Genomic DNA, 15,370 nt, shown 5'->3' on the forward strand with positions numbered 1-15,370 from the left:
GTATCCTTATTCGCGAGAAAGTGCATCAACAGGATTGAGCTGTGCTGCATTACGGGCAGGGATAAAGCCAAAGATAATCCCAATCATGCTGGAACAGACAAAGGCGGCAATAATTGAGGTGGTTGAATAAGCCATCTGGAAAGTACTGCCGGCAAAATGACCAATCAGCTGTCCAATGCCCAAAGACAGAAGTACCCCCAAGACACCGCCTAAAATACACACCAATACCGCTTCAATCAGGAACTGCTGCAAGATGTCACTTTGACGTGCACCGACAGCCATGCGTACCCCAATTTCCTGAGTTCGTTCAGTTACCGAAACCAGCATGATGTTCATGACCCCAATACCTCCGACAATCAGTGAAATTACTGCAATCGCAGATACTAACAGGGTCATGGTTTGCGTGGTTTGTTGAATTGTTTCACGAATACTGTCTGAGTTTTGGGTAAAGACATCTTGTGCGCCGTGGCGTTGCACCAATAAATTTAAAATGGCATTTTCAGCGGCAGCACTCGGATATTCATCTTTAATCCGGACGATGATATTACGCACATTGGATTGTCCCAGCATACGGCTCATGACCGTCGAGTAGGGCAGGTAAACATTCAGGCTGTCTGAGTTACCCATCATCGATTTTTGCGCTTCAATCACACCAATAATACGACTTGGCACACTACCCAATAGAATGACCTGACCCACCGGATTGGTGCCATCGCTAAAGAAGGTGTTTTTGGTATTGTCATCAATCACCACATCTTGGGCACGTTCAGTCACACCTTCTTTGTCAAACGCTTGCCCAGATTCGAAGGTCATACCTTTGACATAGAAGAAGTCTTCACTCACGCCATTGACGGTGGCTGAGGCTTCAGTATCTTTAAACCGCGCAGTAACACTGCTAGTGACTGACGGACTGACGCCATCGACATAGGGTTGTTCAGCCAAAGCTTCAGCATCGGCAGGAACCAGTGTTTTGACTTGTGCGGTTTTGGAGTTGTCACCAAAGCCACGACCCTGATAAACCGTAATGGTATTGGTACCCAGACTACTGATATTTTCCAGAATTTGTTTCTGTGAACCATTCCCTAAAGCGACCACCGATACCACCGATGCAATCCCGATAATGATCCCGAGCATGGTCAGAAAGGTACGCATACGATGGGCATTCATGGCCAGCAGAGCCATGCGGAAAGCTTCACCCAGTCGGTCGGCTGCAGAACGCCAAGAAGGCGTTTTCTTTTGTGGGGTGCGGTCAAGCTGCTGCTTTTCCAGTATGTCACCATCCGTTTCAGGTACATTGGCCCGATCCGAAATGATATTGCCGTCACTAATTTCAATAATGCGCGAGGCATTTTTAGCCACGTTCATATCATGGGTAACAAGAATGATGGTATGACCTTTGGCATTCAGTTCACGTAAAATACGCATCACTTCAATACCACTGTTTTTATCCAATGCACCGGTCGGTTCATCGGCCAGAATCACATCACCCCCGTTCATCAGGGCACGGGCAATCGACACACGCTGCTGTTGACCACCGGAAAGTTGGCTGGGACGGTTCTGGGTTTTTTCAGCCAAACCTAAATCTGAAAGCAGTTGGGTCGAACGTTGCTGACGCGCTGAGGCATCCACACCTGCATAAATCGCCGGAACTTCAACGTTACCTGCGGCAGTTAAATCACCCAATAAATGGTAGCGCTGAAAAATAAAACCAAAATATTCACGGCGTAGTTGCGCCAGTTCATCTGCTACTAATTTTCGTGTTTCGCGTCCTTGAACCTGATAGCTGCCCGCAGTTGGCTGATCTAAACAACCGAGGATATTCATTAAGGTTGACTTACCCGAACCGGATTGCCCAACAATGGCCACGAGTTCTCCCGGATAAATCTCTAAATTGATGCCCTTCAGAATCTGAATGGTGTTTTCCCCGGCAGGAAATTCACGAGTCAGATCTGTGACCTTGAGCAAAGGTTGTTGATCTTGACTCATCATTACATTCTCATTGGACCGGCACCACCGCCAGCACGGTTACTACGTTTTGCAGAATCATTCGAGGTATCAGAACCATCTGCAATCACTACTTTGTCACCTTGTTTCAAGCCTTTAATCACTTGAGCGGTTACACGGTTATTTAAACCCACCAATACCGGTTGCGGTTTTGCCGTACCATCAGCCTGAACCACGCGAACCATCGATATAGAGGCTTTACCTTGTTCAATCAGTGCTTTTTCTTCGGCAGAAAGTTCCAGGCGTTTTGGACGTTCGGCTTTAGCTTGATCGGTATCAGTTGGTTTTGCTGCTTTGGTTCTGTCTGCACTGCGATCAGTACGTTTGCCTTGTGGACGGTTTGAGCTTTGCAAGGCTGCTGCCGGGACAGTTAAGGTATTTTTTGCTTCACTGAGTACGATATAAACCTGCGCAGTCATATCAATACGCAACTTGCCATCTTCATTGGGTACATCAAATAAGGCGTTGTAATACACTGCAGAACTTGAAGATGAGGTTGAGCTGTTATTGGTTTCAGTATTAATTGAATTCGGTGCAGGTTCTACTTGGCGTAGTTTTGCATAATGCTTTTTGTCACTATTACCCAAAGTGGTGAAGTAAACGGTTTGACCTTCTTCAACTTTCATCACGTCAGCTTCTGAAATTTCAGCCTTAATGGTCATGGTATCGAGTTTTGCAAGTTTAACAATGGTCGGTGCACTTTGGTTGGCATTTACCGTTTGACCTTCCTCGGTCACAATTGCCACAATAGTGCCATCCATAGGCGCAACAATTTGGGTATAGCCCAAATTTTCTTTAGCAGTTGCCAGTGTTAAGCGAGATTGTTCAATTTGCGCATTAATCGCCAAAATGTCGGCTTGTGCAGTTTTATAACTGGCCAAGGCTGATTCTAATTCAGCGCGTGAAGTCGCATCTTGAGCATACATGGCTTGCTGGCGTTGATATTCAGCTTGAACTTTGGCCAAATTTGCTTGCTTGACTGCGAGTTGAGCCTGTTGATTTTTAATACTCGCTTCAGCTGTTTTAAAATCATTTTCCTGACGAATCGAATCAATTTGCGCAATCAGTTGACCTTGTTTCACTTGGTCGCCCAATTGCACATACATTTTTTTAACCTGACCGGAAACCTGTGCACCAACGCTAACCATTTTGGTGGCTTCAAGTACACCCGTGGCAAGTACCGAGTCTTCAATATCGCCGCGGCTGACTTCGCTGGTAATGTATTGGGGTTGTTGTTCCTTGGGTTTTAAGAAATACCAGGCGGTAAGGGCGATAGCAAGAATGCAGACCACCGCGACAATTATTTTGGACGGTTTTATTTTTGGCATAGTGAGCGTATAAATTCAGTAAATTGAATAGATTATAAAAGCTAAATGAGGATAAAACGTGAACTTTTTAATAAAGAAATGATAATTATTTTCTTTTTTTGAACTCTCTTGAAAAGTGACTAAAGAAATTGTGAACTGATTTTAAACCAGCCTTTTACGGCATGAATTGTAGGCGATTGGCACTCTATTGAATTTGGATTTAATGAAATTTCTGAAATTACAGTTTTGTTTGATTGTTGAGTTTCGCAGAAATACTGCTGTGAAAGTGCATTTCTGTCAACGGATCTCAGGCCTCGAGAACACATTAGATTTGAGTAGAATGATGCTGGAGTTATTTCATGATTTTTATTTGAATAATTTTTTATGTTTAATATTTTCGCTTTGCTTTTATTCCGGAATACCTAGCGAGGAAGTTATTCTGATTATTTTAAAAAATCTTTGTTTTATCTATAGATTTAAATAAAAAAAGTTTGTAATATTAAATCCCATATTTTCTTTATGGGATTAATAATAACAGCGTTATGCACAATGATTGTGCACAATAAATCATGACTTTAATAGAAAAATTTGTGAGAGATAACTGATGAAATGGAATGAAAGTTATAATATTGGAATCGAAGTGATTGATAATCAACATCGCCAAATCTTGGATTACATTAATGCTCTAGAGAAGATTAGAGTGAGTGGGGATCGTAATCAGATCAAAGAAGTCTTGGATGATTTGATTGATTATACCCAATCACATTTTAGCTTCGAAGAAAACTTGCTTGAACAAGTGAGTTATCAGTATTTGCCTTCTCATAGAGGCATACACGACTTATTTGTTAAACGGCTGAATGATTATCGTCAAAAATTTGATCGGGGAGAATCGATCGAAAATGATTTATATAGATTACTGTCAAAGTGGTTGATTAATCATATCCAACATGATGATCAAGATTATGTGGATGCTGTGCGTGACAATATGCTGCACTATTTGCGTTCACAAGAACAGAAGAAAGGTAAAAGCTGGTTTTCGCGTTTTTTCAGCTAAGCAGTAGGTGATTCAAATAACATTTGACCACACATGCTGCTAATCGCTTGTAGGACCAGATGTTCGGGGTTTTCTTTTCCCAGACCTTTAATGGATGCATCAATACGCAGTAGCAGCGAAGGCCAAGTCAGAAAGTTATTTGGATTGAGTCGTCTTAAAGCCTGTTGATATTGACTGACTTTGTTTTTCCAAATCCCAAGTTGCAAGGCATTTTGCGGCTGTTCAAATAATTGCATCAGCAAGCGCATTTCTTTACTGATGCTCCACAAAATCAGGCTCATCGGCTCACCCGAGGCAATTAAATATTGGAAAATTTTAATTGCCTGCGCCAGATTTCCGGTCAACAGCGCATCAGTTAAATCATAAGTGGTATAGCGCGATTGGTCTTGTAAACATGAATACAAATGCTCAATCTGAATCACGCCGACATCGGCAAAAGTGTCACTGACGCGCATTAAACTGTTTTTGGCTGCGAGCAAGTTGTGCTCATGATGTTGCTCAAGCCATTGCCATGCATCATTGGCGAGTTTAATTCCGAGCTTTTCTGCCTCTATGCCTAAAATCCGTTGCCGGTCTTGTGGATAATTGGCTGTGAGAGGAACAGTCACACCGTTGGCATCCACCACTTGGAAAAAACTTGATTTTAAGCTGCTACTGTCCTGTTTGGGCATGACTACAAGCAACAGGTTTTGTTCATTGTGCTGAATATAGCTTTTCAGTTGCTTGATGGCATTGGCATCGGGCTTGATATTGCCATGCACTTCAATGGCAAGCTGATTAGAAAAAAGCGATAAGCTATTTAAAGCATTAAAGACCGTTTTCCAGTCGCTGACATTGTTAATGTCATAGCGTTGACGTTCAATTTCCTGGGTATGCCAGCTTTTTCGAAAAGCATCCAGTAAGTTTTGCTCAAGCAATGGCTCTTGACCATACATAATCCAGGCACCGCGAGCTTCATCAACACGTTTTAGTGCTTGTGGATAGTCAAGTTTCATAGCTTAATTTCTGTCTTTAAGGTTGTGCTGGGGTAGTCGGTTTAGTGACGACTTTCGGTAAACGATTGGATGAAATCTGACGCACAATTTGCTGTGCAATATCATCAATAATCACTTCATTAAGATACTTCTGTTCTTGATCATCGGTGTTTACGGTTGCGACATCATACTGATAGCTGCGTGAAGCGGTCAGTGTACGTGGTTCAGTCACGGGATTGCCTTGTGCATCTTCAATACGGAAAGTCACGGTTAAGCGCAGTAATGTTTCAATTAATTTACCATTGAGTTCATGACGTTGAGGCGTGTAATCGAGTATATGTAACACATAAGCATCTGGATTGTTGCTGAGTTGAATACCGGCTGCACCCAAATAAATGGCAAGTTTTTCGTGTAATTCTTCTGTGTTATTTGGAAGCGCTAAACTCATTTTTGAGTACGCAACAGGGGCCGTAATTGGATTAGTTCCTTTAAGATGAAAACCACAACCGACTAAGCTGGCACTTAGACCCAAAGTCAATACAACTGCTGCAACACGTTGAACTAAATGCATGCTTATTCCTCTGTTTATCCCAAAGATGGGTAAATGAATTTCTGAGTTGATTGTAAAGTCAAAGCCCGTTGGCTGGCAACGGGCTTTGTTTGGGAATTGTTTAATCCTTAAGAAAAGCTCCTTCTCCCTCTGGGAGAGGCTTAGGATGAGGGGTTTTTAAAATAAATACCTCTTCCTACGTCTCTCCTGAGAAGAGCGGGAACCTAAGGAATTTAAACCACCAAATTCACCAATTTATTTGGTACCACAATTTCTTTTTTGGTTGGACCGGTCAAGAACTGTTGAATTTCTGGTAATGCTTTGGCTTGCGCCAAGATCTCATCTTTAGATGCATCGACAGACACTTCCAATTTGCCGCGAAGTTTACCGTTTACTTGAACTACGATGGTTTGAGTATTACGAGTCAGCGCAGACTCATCCACAACAGGGAATAAAGCTTCGGTGAGCTCAATACCAAATTCAGTCAATAAGGTTTGACTTAAATGAGGCGCAAATGGCGCTAATAAAGTCAGCAGGGTGGTGATGGATTCACGGGCTACCGCAGCATCATTATCATCTTTCGCTTCAAACTTGTTGTTGGCATTTAACAATTCCATCATCGCTGCAATAGCGGTATTAAATGCATGACGACGATCTAAGTCATCACCCACTTTTTGAATGGTTTCATGCGTTTTACGGCGTAAATCTTGTGCATCTTTTGATAAATTTGCTTTATCAATAGTGGTAGTGCTATTGCCTTGTTCAAGGAAACCTGTCGCCAAACGCCAAACACGCTTCAAGAAACGGTGCGCGCCTTCAACGCCTGCATCAGACCACTCTAATGATTGATCAGGCGGTGCAGCAAACATCATGAAGACACGTGCAGTATCTGCGCCGTATTGATCAATAATGGCTTGCGGATCGATACCGTTATTTTTCGATTTCGACATTTTTTCCTGACCGCCGACCACAACTTCCTGACCGTCGCCTTTATATTTCGCTGAAAGCACACGACCTTTTTCGTCTTTTTCTAACTCAATGTCCGCAGGATTAAACCAGGTTTTCTTACCGGATTCTGCTTCACGATAGAAAGTATCAGCCAAAACCATACCTTGAGTAAGAAGATTCGTGAATGGTTCGTTGCCCTGTACCACACCTTCATCACGCATTAATTTATGGAAGAAACGTGCGTACAGTAAATGCAAAATTGCGTGTTCCACACCCCCGATATACTGGTTTACAGGAAGCCAAGATTGTGCAGCCTCAGGTTTAACCATACCGCCCGTAAAATCTGGAGAAGCATAACGTGCGTAGTACCAAGAAGACTCTACAAAGGTATCCAAGGTATCGGTTTCACGACGAGCATCCGCGCCACAGCAAGGACAAGTGGTTTGATAGAATTCAGGCATTTTGTTTAGTGGGTTACCTGAACCGTCAGGAACCACATCTGTCGGAAGAATCACTGGAAGCTGTTCTTCAGGTACAGGAACCTGACCACAAGTTTCACAGTTGATCATTGGAATTGGACAACCCCAATAACGCTGACGCGATACACCCCAGTCACGTAAACGGAACTGAACTTTGGTATTTGCAAGGCTTTGTGGTTCTAATTTTGCGATAAAGGCATCAAAAGCATTTTGGAAATCTAAACCGTCAAACTCACCCGAGTTGACCAGTTTACCTTCTTTCGAACCGTACCATTCTTGCCATTGTTTTGAGTCAAAGTCTGCATCGTCTGCGCCTTTGGCATCAATCACCTGCTTGATGGTTAAACTGTATTTGTTGGCAAATTCGAAGTCCCGTTCATCGTGTGCTGGAACCGCCATCACCGCACCTGAACCGTATGACATCAATACATAGTTAGCAATCCACACTGGAACAGCTTCACCTGTTACAGGATGCTTAACAGACAAACCTGTTGCCATGCCTTTTTTCTCGGCAGTGGCAAGATCTGCTTCGGCAACAGAACCCATACGGCATTCTTCAATGAATGCAGCCAATTCAGGGTTGCCTGCTTCTGATTGGAGAGCAGCAGCTTTCAGTGCCAGTGGATGTTCAGCCGCAACCGCAACATAAGTTACACCCATCAAGGTGTCACCCCGTGTGGTATAAACCGTTAAATCATCGGCATAGATTTCTGGCTTTGCTGAAGGGAAAGTGATTTCCATACCTTGAGAACGACCGATCCAGTTACGCTGCATGGTCAACACTTGTTGCGGCCAGCCGTCTTTGAGTGAATCTAAATCGTCTAGTAATTCTTGTGCATAGTCGGTAATGCGGAAGTAATACATTGGAATATCACGTTTTTCAACCAATGCACCAGAACGCCAGCCGCGACCATTTTCAACCTGTTCATTGGCCAAAACGGTTTGATCCACCGGATCCCAGTTCACTGTTGAAAGCTTGCGATAAATCAAACCTTTCTTATAGAGCTGTACAAATAACCACTGTTCCCAGTGATAATACTCTGGAGTACAGGTTGCAAATTCACGATCCCAATCCACTGAAAGGCCAAGCTTTTTCAATTGATCGCGCATGTATGCGATATTTTCAAACGTCCATTTTGCCGGAGCAACCTGGTGGGCAATGGCTGCATTTTCTGCAGGTAAACCGAACGCATCCCAACCCATTGGTTGCAGTACAGTTTCACCTTTCAAGCGATGAAAACGGCTGATCACGTCACCAATGGTGTAGTTACGCACATGACCCATATGCAGCTTGCCACTTGGGTAAGGGAACATCGATAAGATATAGCGATGTTTACCTTCTACAGTGTCGGCAACTTTAAAGGCTTTGCGAGTTTCCCAGTCTTGTTGGACAGAAGGTTCAATCGCACTGGCTTGATATTCAGGGTCAATGTGAGTAGTCATAAACGTAATTAAGAACAACGGTTAAAAGTTTGTTGCACAGCATAGCGCAAAATGTACCTAAAAGTGAATTTTGCGGTGATGGATAAATAAGAAAATATCGAAGTTTTTGGATAAAGATCAGCAGTTGAATTTATACAGCCAAATCGGTCATCGTGCTTCAGGTGATAAAGTATTATTATCCGGTTGGGCCTGGTTAACTGGTGCTGCAGTTGGCACCGGTAGAACAATCACTTTTTCACCTGACACTATGGTCGTGTTTTGATTCGGCTGTTCTATGCTGTTGATTTTTTCAGGGGCCGGTTGGCGAGGTGTTGAGGAATGAGTGGCACCATAGGTATCCACTTTGCCTTTTTTCTTGGCCGATTTTGGAGGAGGAGTGCTGGTGTAATGCGTCGAACCTTTTGCATCGACCCATTTGTAATATTCTTTAGCAAAGCCAGTGGTGGAACTTAGACTGAAGGTAACGCATGCAGCCATGAATCCAGTTTTAATCAAAGATGATGACATAATGAACAATTCCCTATAGTAATCAGTCAGTTGTAAAGTATGAAATATAGTCACATTCTATGTTTTCTATTTTATATGATTTTCATTTATTTGCAGAAAAAAAAGATAAGCTGATCAATGGTATTGAAGATTTAATTCAGGGTGTAATTAGTCCAATTATGCGGTACTTTTGTTAAATATAAACTTTTCTAGATTTGATCTATTTATCATCTTATTTACCATGCGGACAAAATGAAAATAAAGACTAACTGATCGAGTGATTGGTTAATTTTTATTCAGAAAGATTAATTTAGAATATAATGATACATTAAATTTATTTATATAATTTATAATATTTTTTTATTAGTAAAACGCACAGGGAGATGAAGTGATTGGTTTTTCTCATAAAATCATCATCAAAGAAATGAACATTGAAATTCACCCTAAAGCTTAAAAAACAGACGGTCTGTAAATAATCAAGAAAAAGCCAATTTTTAAACTTGACTTTAATAGTCGAAACCACAAAAATGCTGACTGTAGTTTTATATGCGTCGATTTGATCACCCTTCGAATCAGCGTCATTTTAGCAATGGACTTCTTCTCTAGCCGAGAAGCTGAACAAAGCCAACAAAATATGTTTATCCCAACATGTTTTAGACCTCATATTGCTCAAACAGCAGTCAGGTCAGATTTTTTTCCTATTGCTATGAAAACTATGAAATTTGTGTGCTATAACAGTGCAGACAGTTAATGAATTAACCACTACAAATGCCCTCCATTTGTTAGTGAAAAGATTAGGGTGAATCACGTTGGAACTTTTATCTGGTGGTGAAATGCTCGTTCGCGCATTGGCGGACGAAGGCGTTGAACATTTATTTGGATACCCAGGCGGCGCAGTACTGCATATTTACGATGCGCTCTTTCAACAAGACAAAATCAATCATTACCTCGTGCGTCATGAGCAAGCTGCTGGTCATATGGCAGATGCTTATTCACGTGTAACAGGTAAAACTGGTGTGGTACTTGTCACATCAGGCCCAGGTGCAACCAATACAGTAACGCCTATTGCAACGGCATATATGGACTCAATCCCAATGGTGATTTTGTCTGGTCAGGTTGCAACACATTTAATTGGCGAAGATGCATTCCAAGAAACAGACATGGTGGGCGTTTCTCGTCCAATCGTGAAACATAGTTTCCAGGTACGTCATGCCAGTGAAATTCCTGGCATTATCAAAAAAGCATTTTATATTGCCTCTTCAGGTCGTCCAGGTCCTGTAGTGGTTGATATTCCTAAAGATGTAACCAATCCTGCAGAAAAATTTGCTTACGAATATCCTGAAAAAGTGAAGATGCGTTCGTATCAACCGCCACATCGTGGTCACTCAGGTCAAATTCGTAAAGCCATTGAAGAATTGATTACTGCTGAACGTCCAGTCATCTATAGCGGTGGTGGTGTTGTTCAAGGCAATGCATCTGAATTATTGACAGAACTTGCACATCTTTTAAATTTCCCGGTAACCAATACCCTTATGGGCCTAGGTGCTTTCCCGGGGGATGATGAGCAGTTCATTGGTATGTTGGGTATGCATGGTACTTATGAAGCCAACATGACCATGCACAATGCAGACGTGATTTTGTGTATCGGTGCGCGATTCGATGACCGTGTAACCAATAATCCTGCAAAATTCTGTCCAAATGCCAAAGTCATTCATATTGATATCGACCCAGCGACGATTTCAAAAACCATCATGGCGCATATTCCAATTGTGGGCGCAGTAGAACCTGTACTGCAAGAGATGCTGGTTCAATTGAAACAAATGAATGTTTCTAAGCCAAATCCTGAAGCGATTGCTGCGTGGTGGTCTCAAATCAATGAATGGCGCAAAGTACATGGCTTGCGCTATGAAGCCGGTGTTGATGGGGTGATGAAACCACAACAGGTGGTTGAAGCCCTTGATCGTATCACCAACAGTGAAGCCATCATTACTTCAGATGTAGGTCAGCATCAGATGTTTGGTGCCAACTACTATACATACAAACGTCCACGTCAATGGATCAACTCAGGCGGTTTGGGAACAATGGGTGTCGGCTTGCCATATGCCATGGCGGCGAAACTCGCATTCCCTGATCAGCAAGTGGTATGTATTACCGGTGAAGCTTCTATTCAGATGTGTATCCAGGAACTTTCTACATGTAAGCAATATGGCTTAAATGTGAAAATCCTCTGCTTGAATAACCGTGCTCTAGGGATGGTTAAACAATGGCAGGATATGAACTATGAAGGCCGTCATTCAAGCTCTTATGTAGATTCATTGCCAGATTTCGCCAAATTAATGGAAGCATACGGTCACGTCGGCATTCAAATTGACCATGCAGATGAGCTTGACTCTAAGCTTGCAGAAGCAATGGCCATTAATGATAAATGCGTATTTATCAATGTCATGGTTGACCGTTCAGAGCATGTGTATCCAATGTTGGTTGCCGGTCAATCTATGAAAGATATGTGGTTAGGAAAAGGAGAGCGCACAAAATGAGACACATAATTTCTGTACTCGTTGAAAATGAAGCTGGTGCGCTTTCTCGCTTGGTGGGTTTGTTTTCTCAACGTGGTTATAACATCGAGACCTTGAATGTTGCGCCGACTGAAGATCCAACCATGTCGCGTTTGACCCTGACGACTTATGGTGATGACCATAAAATTGAACAAATCACCAAACAGCTCAACAAGTTGGTTGAAGTTGTAAAGGTTGTGGATTTGTCGGAAGGTGCGCATATTGAACGCGAACTGATGTTGATTAAAGTGAAGGCACTTGGATCAGCACGTGCCGAAATCAAACGTACTGCAGACATTTTCCGCGCACAAGTGGTTGATGTAACACCAACGACCTATACCGTTCAAATCGCGGGTACCACTGAAAAGCTAGATGGCTTTATTGATGCGCTGGCAGAAAACACCATTCTTGAAGTGGTGCGTTCAGGTGTATCAGGTATCGCGCGCGGCGAAAAAGTTTTAACCATTTAACAGATTTTAATTTTATTCACACATTCTGCTCATCTTATAGAGGAGCTTCTAAGCCAGTGAATACCTATAACATCATTGGCTTAGATAAAAGGAAACAAAAGCATTTAAGCGGAGACAGCAATGCAAATTTTTTACGATAAAGACACTGACTTATCTATCATCCAAGGTAAAAAAGTAGCGATCATCGGTTATGGTTCACAAGGTCACGCACATGCGCTTAACCTTAAAGACTCTGGCGTTGACGTAACTGTTGGCCTACGTGCGAACTCTACTTCTTGGAAAAAAGCTGAGAATTCAGGTCTTAAAGTTGCTGAAGTTCCTGCTGCAGTTGCGCAAGCTGACGTAGTCATGATCTTGACTCCAGATGAATTCCAGTCACAACTTTACCGTGACGTGATCGAGCCAAACATCAAGCAAGGTGCTACTTTAGCATTTGCTCACGGTTTCTCTATTCTTTATAACCAAGTTGTTCCACGCGCTGACTTAGATGTAATCATGATTGCACCTAAAGCACCAGGTCATACGGTACGTTCTGAATACCAACGTGGTTCAGGTGTTCCTGACTTAATCGCCATTCACCAAGATGCGTCTGGTAATGCTCGTAACGTTGCACTTTCTTATGCTTCAGGTGTAGGTGGCGGTCGTACGGGTATCATCGAAACTTCATTCCGTGAAGAAACTGAAACTGACCTTTTTGGTGAGCAAGCAGTTCTTTGTGGTGGTGCTGTTGAGCTTGTTAAAATGGGCTTCGAAACTTTGGTTGAAGCTGGTTATGCACCAGAAATGGCTTATTTCGAATGCTTACATGAACTTAAACTAATTGTAGATTTAATGTTTGAAGGCGGTATTGCGGACATGAACTATTCAGTATCTAACAATGCTGAATATGGCGAATACGTAACTGGCGCTGAAGTTATTAACGAACAGTCTCGTGAAGCGATGCGTAATGCACTTAAGCGTATTCAGTCTGGTGAATATGCGAAAATGTTCATTAACGAAGGTGCTTTAAACTATCCATCTATGACTGCTCGTCGTCGTCAAAATGCTGAACACGGTATTGAAGTTACAGGTAACAAACTTCGTTCTATGATGCCTTGGATTCAAGCGAATAAAATCGTAGATAAAGAAAAGAACTAAGTTCTAATTTCTAAATAAAAAAACCCTTGTTTTATAACAGGGGCTTTTTTATGCTAAGCAATGCATTCTGACTTCGTTCAAAGCAGTGTTTTGAATTTGCTCATACCTTGGATTCAAGCAAAAAAAATCGTAGATAAAGAGAAAAACTTAGTTTTCTTTCTGTTTTAAAGATACAAAAAGGCCGCTCAATTGAGCGGTTTTATTGTGATACAGTACTCACAATCGTCCGCAGTATTGAGTGTGCTGAACAATGAAAACTAAATTATTGCTTTGTATGGCTGCATTTGCTTTTTCAAACCTGAGTGCTGCTGAAACAGCTTTGAATACTCCAGAATACAAGCCACTCAATAACGTTCGTGTGTCCATGCAACGTATGTTGCGTTCGAGTGAGGGGAGATATTTCCTTAGCTTGTATGCAGGTATTTGGAATCCGCATGCCACGCTATATGACCTTGTTGAAACTCAGACAATTAACTTAAAAGGATTGCAAAAGGGAGATCAGCTGAATTTAAAATCTGTCGATGTTGATTCTGAAAATATAACAAATAGGGTTTATCAATTATCAGGGATGCTCAATGCCAATAGCGGTGATCTTAAAGGGATACTTGTGGAGAGTGAGGATACTTTAGGGAAATCTATTCAGTTTGAGCCTGCAATAAAAGTTTCAGATAAACCTAATTTCATTTTTAAATTTTATGGTCTGGAAGATATTAACCAACCCTATGGTTCGGTACTCAAACGATTAGATATTGTGAATAAAAATAATAATAATGTTGTACAAAATCTGACAGGGTTTAGCGCATTTCCGAAAAGTATCGGTTATATGGATGTTAATTTTGATGGATATTACGACCTGGTGTTGTCAGATATTTCAGATGAACGAACCATTCAGGATAAGCGTTATATTTACTGGATATTTAATCCAAAAACGCAACAGTTTCAGCGCTCCCCTCAACTTGAAAAGATTGTAGGATTTCCAAAACTATATGGAGAAAAACAACAAATTGATTTTGGAGATGGTCAGTTATATCAAGTGAAAAATGGCTTATTGAATCGGATGGAATAAGGGGGAATTTTTAACAGGTTTAATATAGAGATTGGATTTAAATCAAATTAAGTTTTTAAGCTGGATAATTTTTAATATCAAGTTTTTATATAAGGCAGATTAAAAATACATTTTTATTAAATTTATTAGTTTTAAAAATTTAATCTTTAGAATGCTCAGTTGCTCTTTTAGGCTTATAAAAAATAAAATGCTATTAATTGAGTGAATATTAAATATTTTTTAATATCATAATAGATTTTCCTGGAAAGAAATGATTAAAGAAATATCATCTCCCCCAATCCAAGTAATTGCGGTTACTTACTACTTATAAAATCCTGGAATTAAATAAAGATAGTCTATAAATTAAAGTTATAATAAGTGTTTTCTTATTGGAAAGATTTTTTTAATTATTTCAGTTACTTGTGTTTTTTAGTCTAGGGTTTAAGAATGGGTAAATGAAATTAAAATAATATAGACTTATTTGAAAATGAATATAAAAACAATAAATAAATCACAAAATCATTAAGAAGCATGCATTGAATTACAGTATTTTGTAAATTATGTAACTTTGTTAATGTTTTACGTAAGAATATGATAATTTATAAAAAATATATTAATCATAGGTTTATCGTAATTAACATGTTTTTAATATTTTTACTGATTGTTTTGGACATGATTGGAAACAAATTAGAATTGTATCTTAATATTTTATAAAATAAAACTCAATTAAAATAGGGTTTTAGATATATTTATAATGATAATTAAAAAATAAAAAATATATTGTGAATAAGAACGTTTTTTAAATTTTTGAATTAATAGTAATAAGATAGCTGAACGGTTACGAGATCTTACTCATAATAAGAAGAGTTACAAACGTAATCGTTAAAATCAAATAAATACATTCTTTTAAAAAGAAAT

11 protein-coding genes are annotated in these 15,370 nt (G+C 40.6%); 5 read left to right on the top strand and 6 right to left on the bottom strand.

The window, feature by feature from the left end:
- Positions 1-6: 6 nt before the first annotated feature.
- A complete protein-coding gene (locus AY606_RS06680) occupies positions 7-1,986 on the bottom strand; it encodes a MacB family efflux pump subunit (protein WP_067866631.1) in 1,980 nt (659 codons plus the stop codon).
- Positions 1,987-1,988: 2 nt separating this feature from the next.
- Positions 1,989-3,332 (bottom strand): MacA family efflux pump subunit, encoded by a 1,344-nt coding sequence (locus AY606_RS06685; RefSeq protein ID WP_067866377.1) that lies wholly within the window; start codon positions 3,330-3,332, stop codon positions 1,989-1,991.
- 583 nt (positions 3,333-3,915) lie between these two features.
- Between AY606_RS06685 and AY606_RS06690 the strand changes: the two genes are divergently transcribed.
- Complete coding sequence (locus AY606_RS06690) at positions 3,916-4,365, top strand: bacteriohemerythrin (RefSeq protein WP_067866378.1); 450 nt, start codon at positions 3,916-3,918, stop codon at positions 4,363-4,365.
- Here the strand turns inward: AY606_RS06690 and holA are convergent.
- The 4 genes from holA to AY606_RS06710 all read right to left on the bottom strand — a co-directional run bounded on the left by holA (position 4,362) and on the right by AY606_RS06710 (position 9,266).
- The gene (holA, locus tag AY606_RS06695; protein WP_067866381.1) at positions 4,362-5,360 is read right to left on the bottom strand and encodes a DNA polymerase III subunit delta; all 999 of its coding nucleotides are present in this window, start codon (positions 5,358-5,360) and stop codon (positions 4,362-4,364) included. The genes AY606_RS06690 and holA overlap by 4 nt on opposite strands.
- Before the next feature lie 16 nt (positions 5,361-5,376).
- Positions 5,377-5,910 (bottom strand): LPS-assembly lipoprotein LptE, encoded by a 534-nt coding sequence (locus tag AY606_RS06700; RefSeq protein WP_067866383.1) that lies wholly within the window; start codon positions 5,908-5,910, stop codon positions 5,377-5,379.
- A gap of 212 nt (positions 5,911-6,122) precedes the next feature.
- Positions 6,123-8,759 (bottom strand): leucine--tRNA ligase, encoded by a 2,637-nt coding sequence (leuS, locus tag AY606_RS06705; RefSeq protein WP_067866385.1) that lies wholly within the window; start codon positions 8,757-8,759, stop codon positions 6,123-6,125.
- A 147-nt stretch (positions 8,760-8,906) separates the two neighbouring features.
- Positions 8,907-9,266: a DUF4124 domain-containing protein gene (locus AY606_RS06710; protein ID WP_067866387.1), complete on the bottom strand. Its 360-nt coding sequence runs from the start codon at positions 9,264-9,266 to the stop codon at positions 8,907-8,909.
- A gap of 788 nt (positions 9,267-10,054) precedes the next feature.
- Between AY606_RS06710 and AY606_RS06715 the strand changes: the two genes are divergently transcribed.
- The 4 genes from AY606_RS06715 (at position 10,055) to AY606_RS06730 (ending at position 14,473) form a co-directional block, all read left to right on the top strand.
- Positions 10,055-11,782, top strand: a complete 1,728-nt coding sequence (locus AY606_RS06715; RefSeq protein WP_067866389.1) for an acetolactate synthase 3 large subunit — start codon at positions 10,055-10,057, stop codon at positions 11,780-11,782.
- Positions 11,779-12,270 carry an acetolactate synthase small subunit gene (gene ilvN / locus AY606_RS06720; protein WP_067866391.1) on the top strand — a complete coding sequence of 164 codons (492 nt, stop codon included), beginning with the start codon at positions 11,779-11,781 and terminating at the stop codon, positions 12,268-12,270. The genes AY606_RS06715 and ilvN overlap by 4 nt, the downstream gene beginning before the upstream one ends.
- A gap of 120 nt (positions 12,271-12,390) precedes the next feature.
- Positions 12,391-13,407, top strand: a complete 1,017-nt coding sequence (gene ilvC / locus AY606_RS06725; RefSeq protein ID WP_067866393.1) for a ketol-acid reductoisomerase — start codon at positions 12,391-12,393, stop codon at positions 13,405-13,407.
- 250 nt (positions 13,408-13,657) lie between these two features.
- Entirely contained in the window at positions 13,658-14,473 is an 816-nt protein-coding gene (locus AY606_RS06730) for an XAC2610-related protein (protein ID WP_067866395.1), read from the top strand.
- Positions 14,474-15,370 lie beyond the last annotated feature (897 nt).

The sequence above is a fragment of the Acinetobacter sp. SFB genome (genome assembly GCF_001647545.1).
GTDB lineage: Bacteria > Pseudomonadota > Gammaproteobacteria > Pseudomonadales > Moraxellaceae > Acinetobacter.

Coding starts and splice junctions, on each gene's coding strand:
- AY606_RS06680 (WP_067866631.1), bottom strand. CDS start 1,986: ATGAGTCAAGATCAACAACCTTTGCTCAAGGTCACAGATCTGACTCGT.
- AY606_RS06685 (WP_067866377.1), bottom strand. CDS start 3,332: ATGCCAAAAATAAAACCGTCCAAAATAATTGTCGCGGTGGTCTGCATT.
- AY606_RS06690 (WP_067866378.1), top strand. CDS start 3,916: ATGAAATGGAATGAAAGTTATAATATTGGAATCGAAGTGATTGATAAT.
- holA (WP_067866381.1), bottom strand. CDS start 5,360: ATGAAACTTGACTATCCACAAGCACTAAAACGTGTTGATGAAGCTCGC.
- AY606_RS06700 (WP_067866383.1), bottom strand. CDS start 5,910: ATGCATTTAGTTCAACGTGTTGCAGCAGTTGTATTGACTTTGGGTCTA.
- leuS (WP_067866385.1), bottom strand. CDS start 8,759: ATGACTACTCACATTGACCCTGAATATCAAGCCAGTGCGATTGAACCT.
- AY606_RS06710 (WP_067866387.1), bottom strand. CDS start 9,266: ATGTCATCATCTTTGATTAAAACTGGATTCATGGCTGCATGCGTTACC.
- ilvN (WP_067866391.1), top strand. CDS start 11,779: ATGAGACACATAATTTCTGTACTCGTTGAAAATGAAGCTGGTGCGCTT.
- ilvC (WP_067866393.1), top strand. CDS start 12,391: ATGCAAATTTTTTACGATAAAGACACTGACTTATCTATCATCCAAGGT.
- AY606_RS06730 (WP_067866395.1), top strand. CDS start 13,658: ATGAAAACTAAATTATTGCTTTGTATGGCTGCATTTGCTTTTTCAAAC.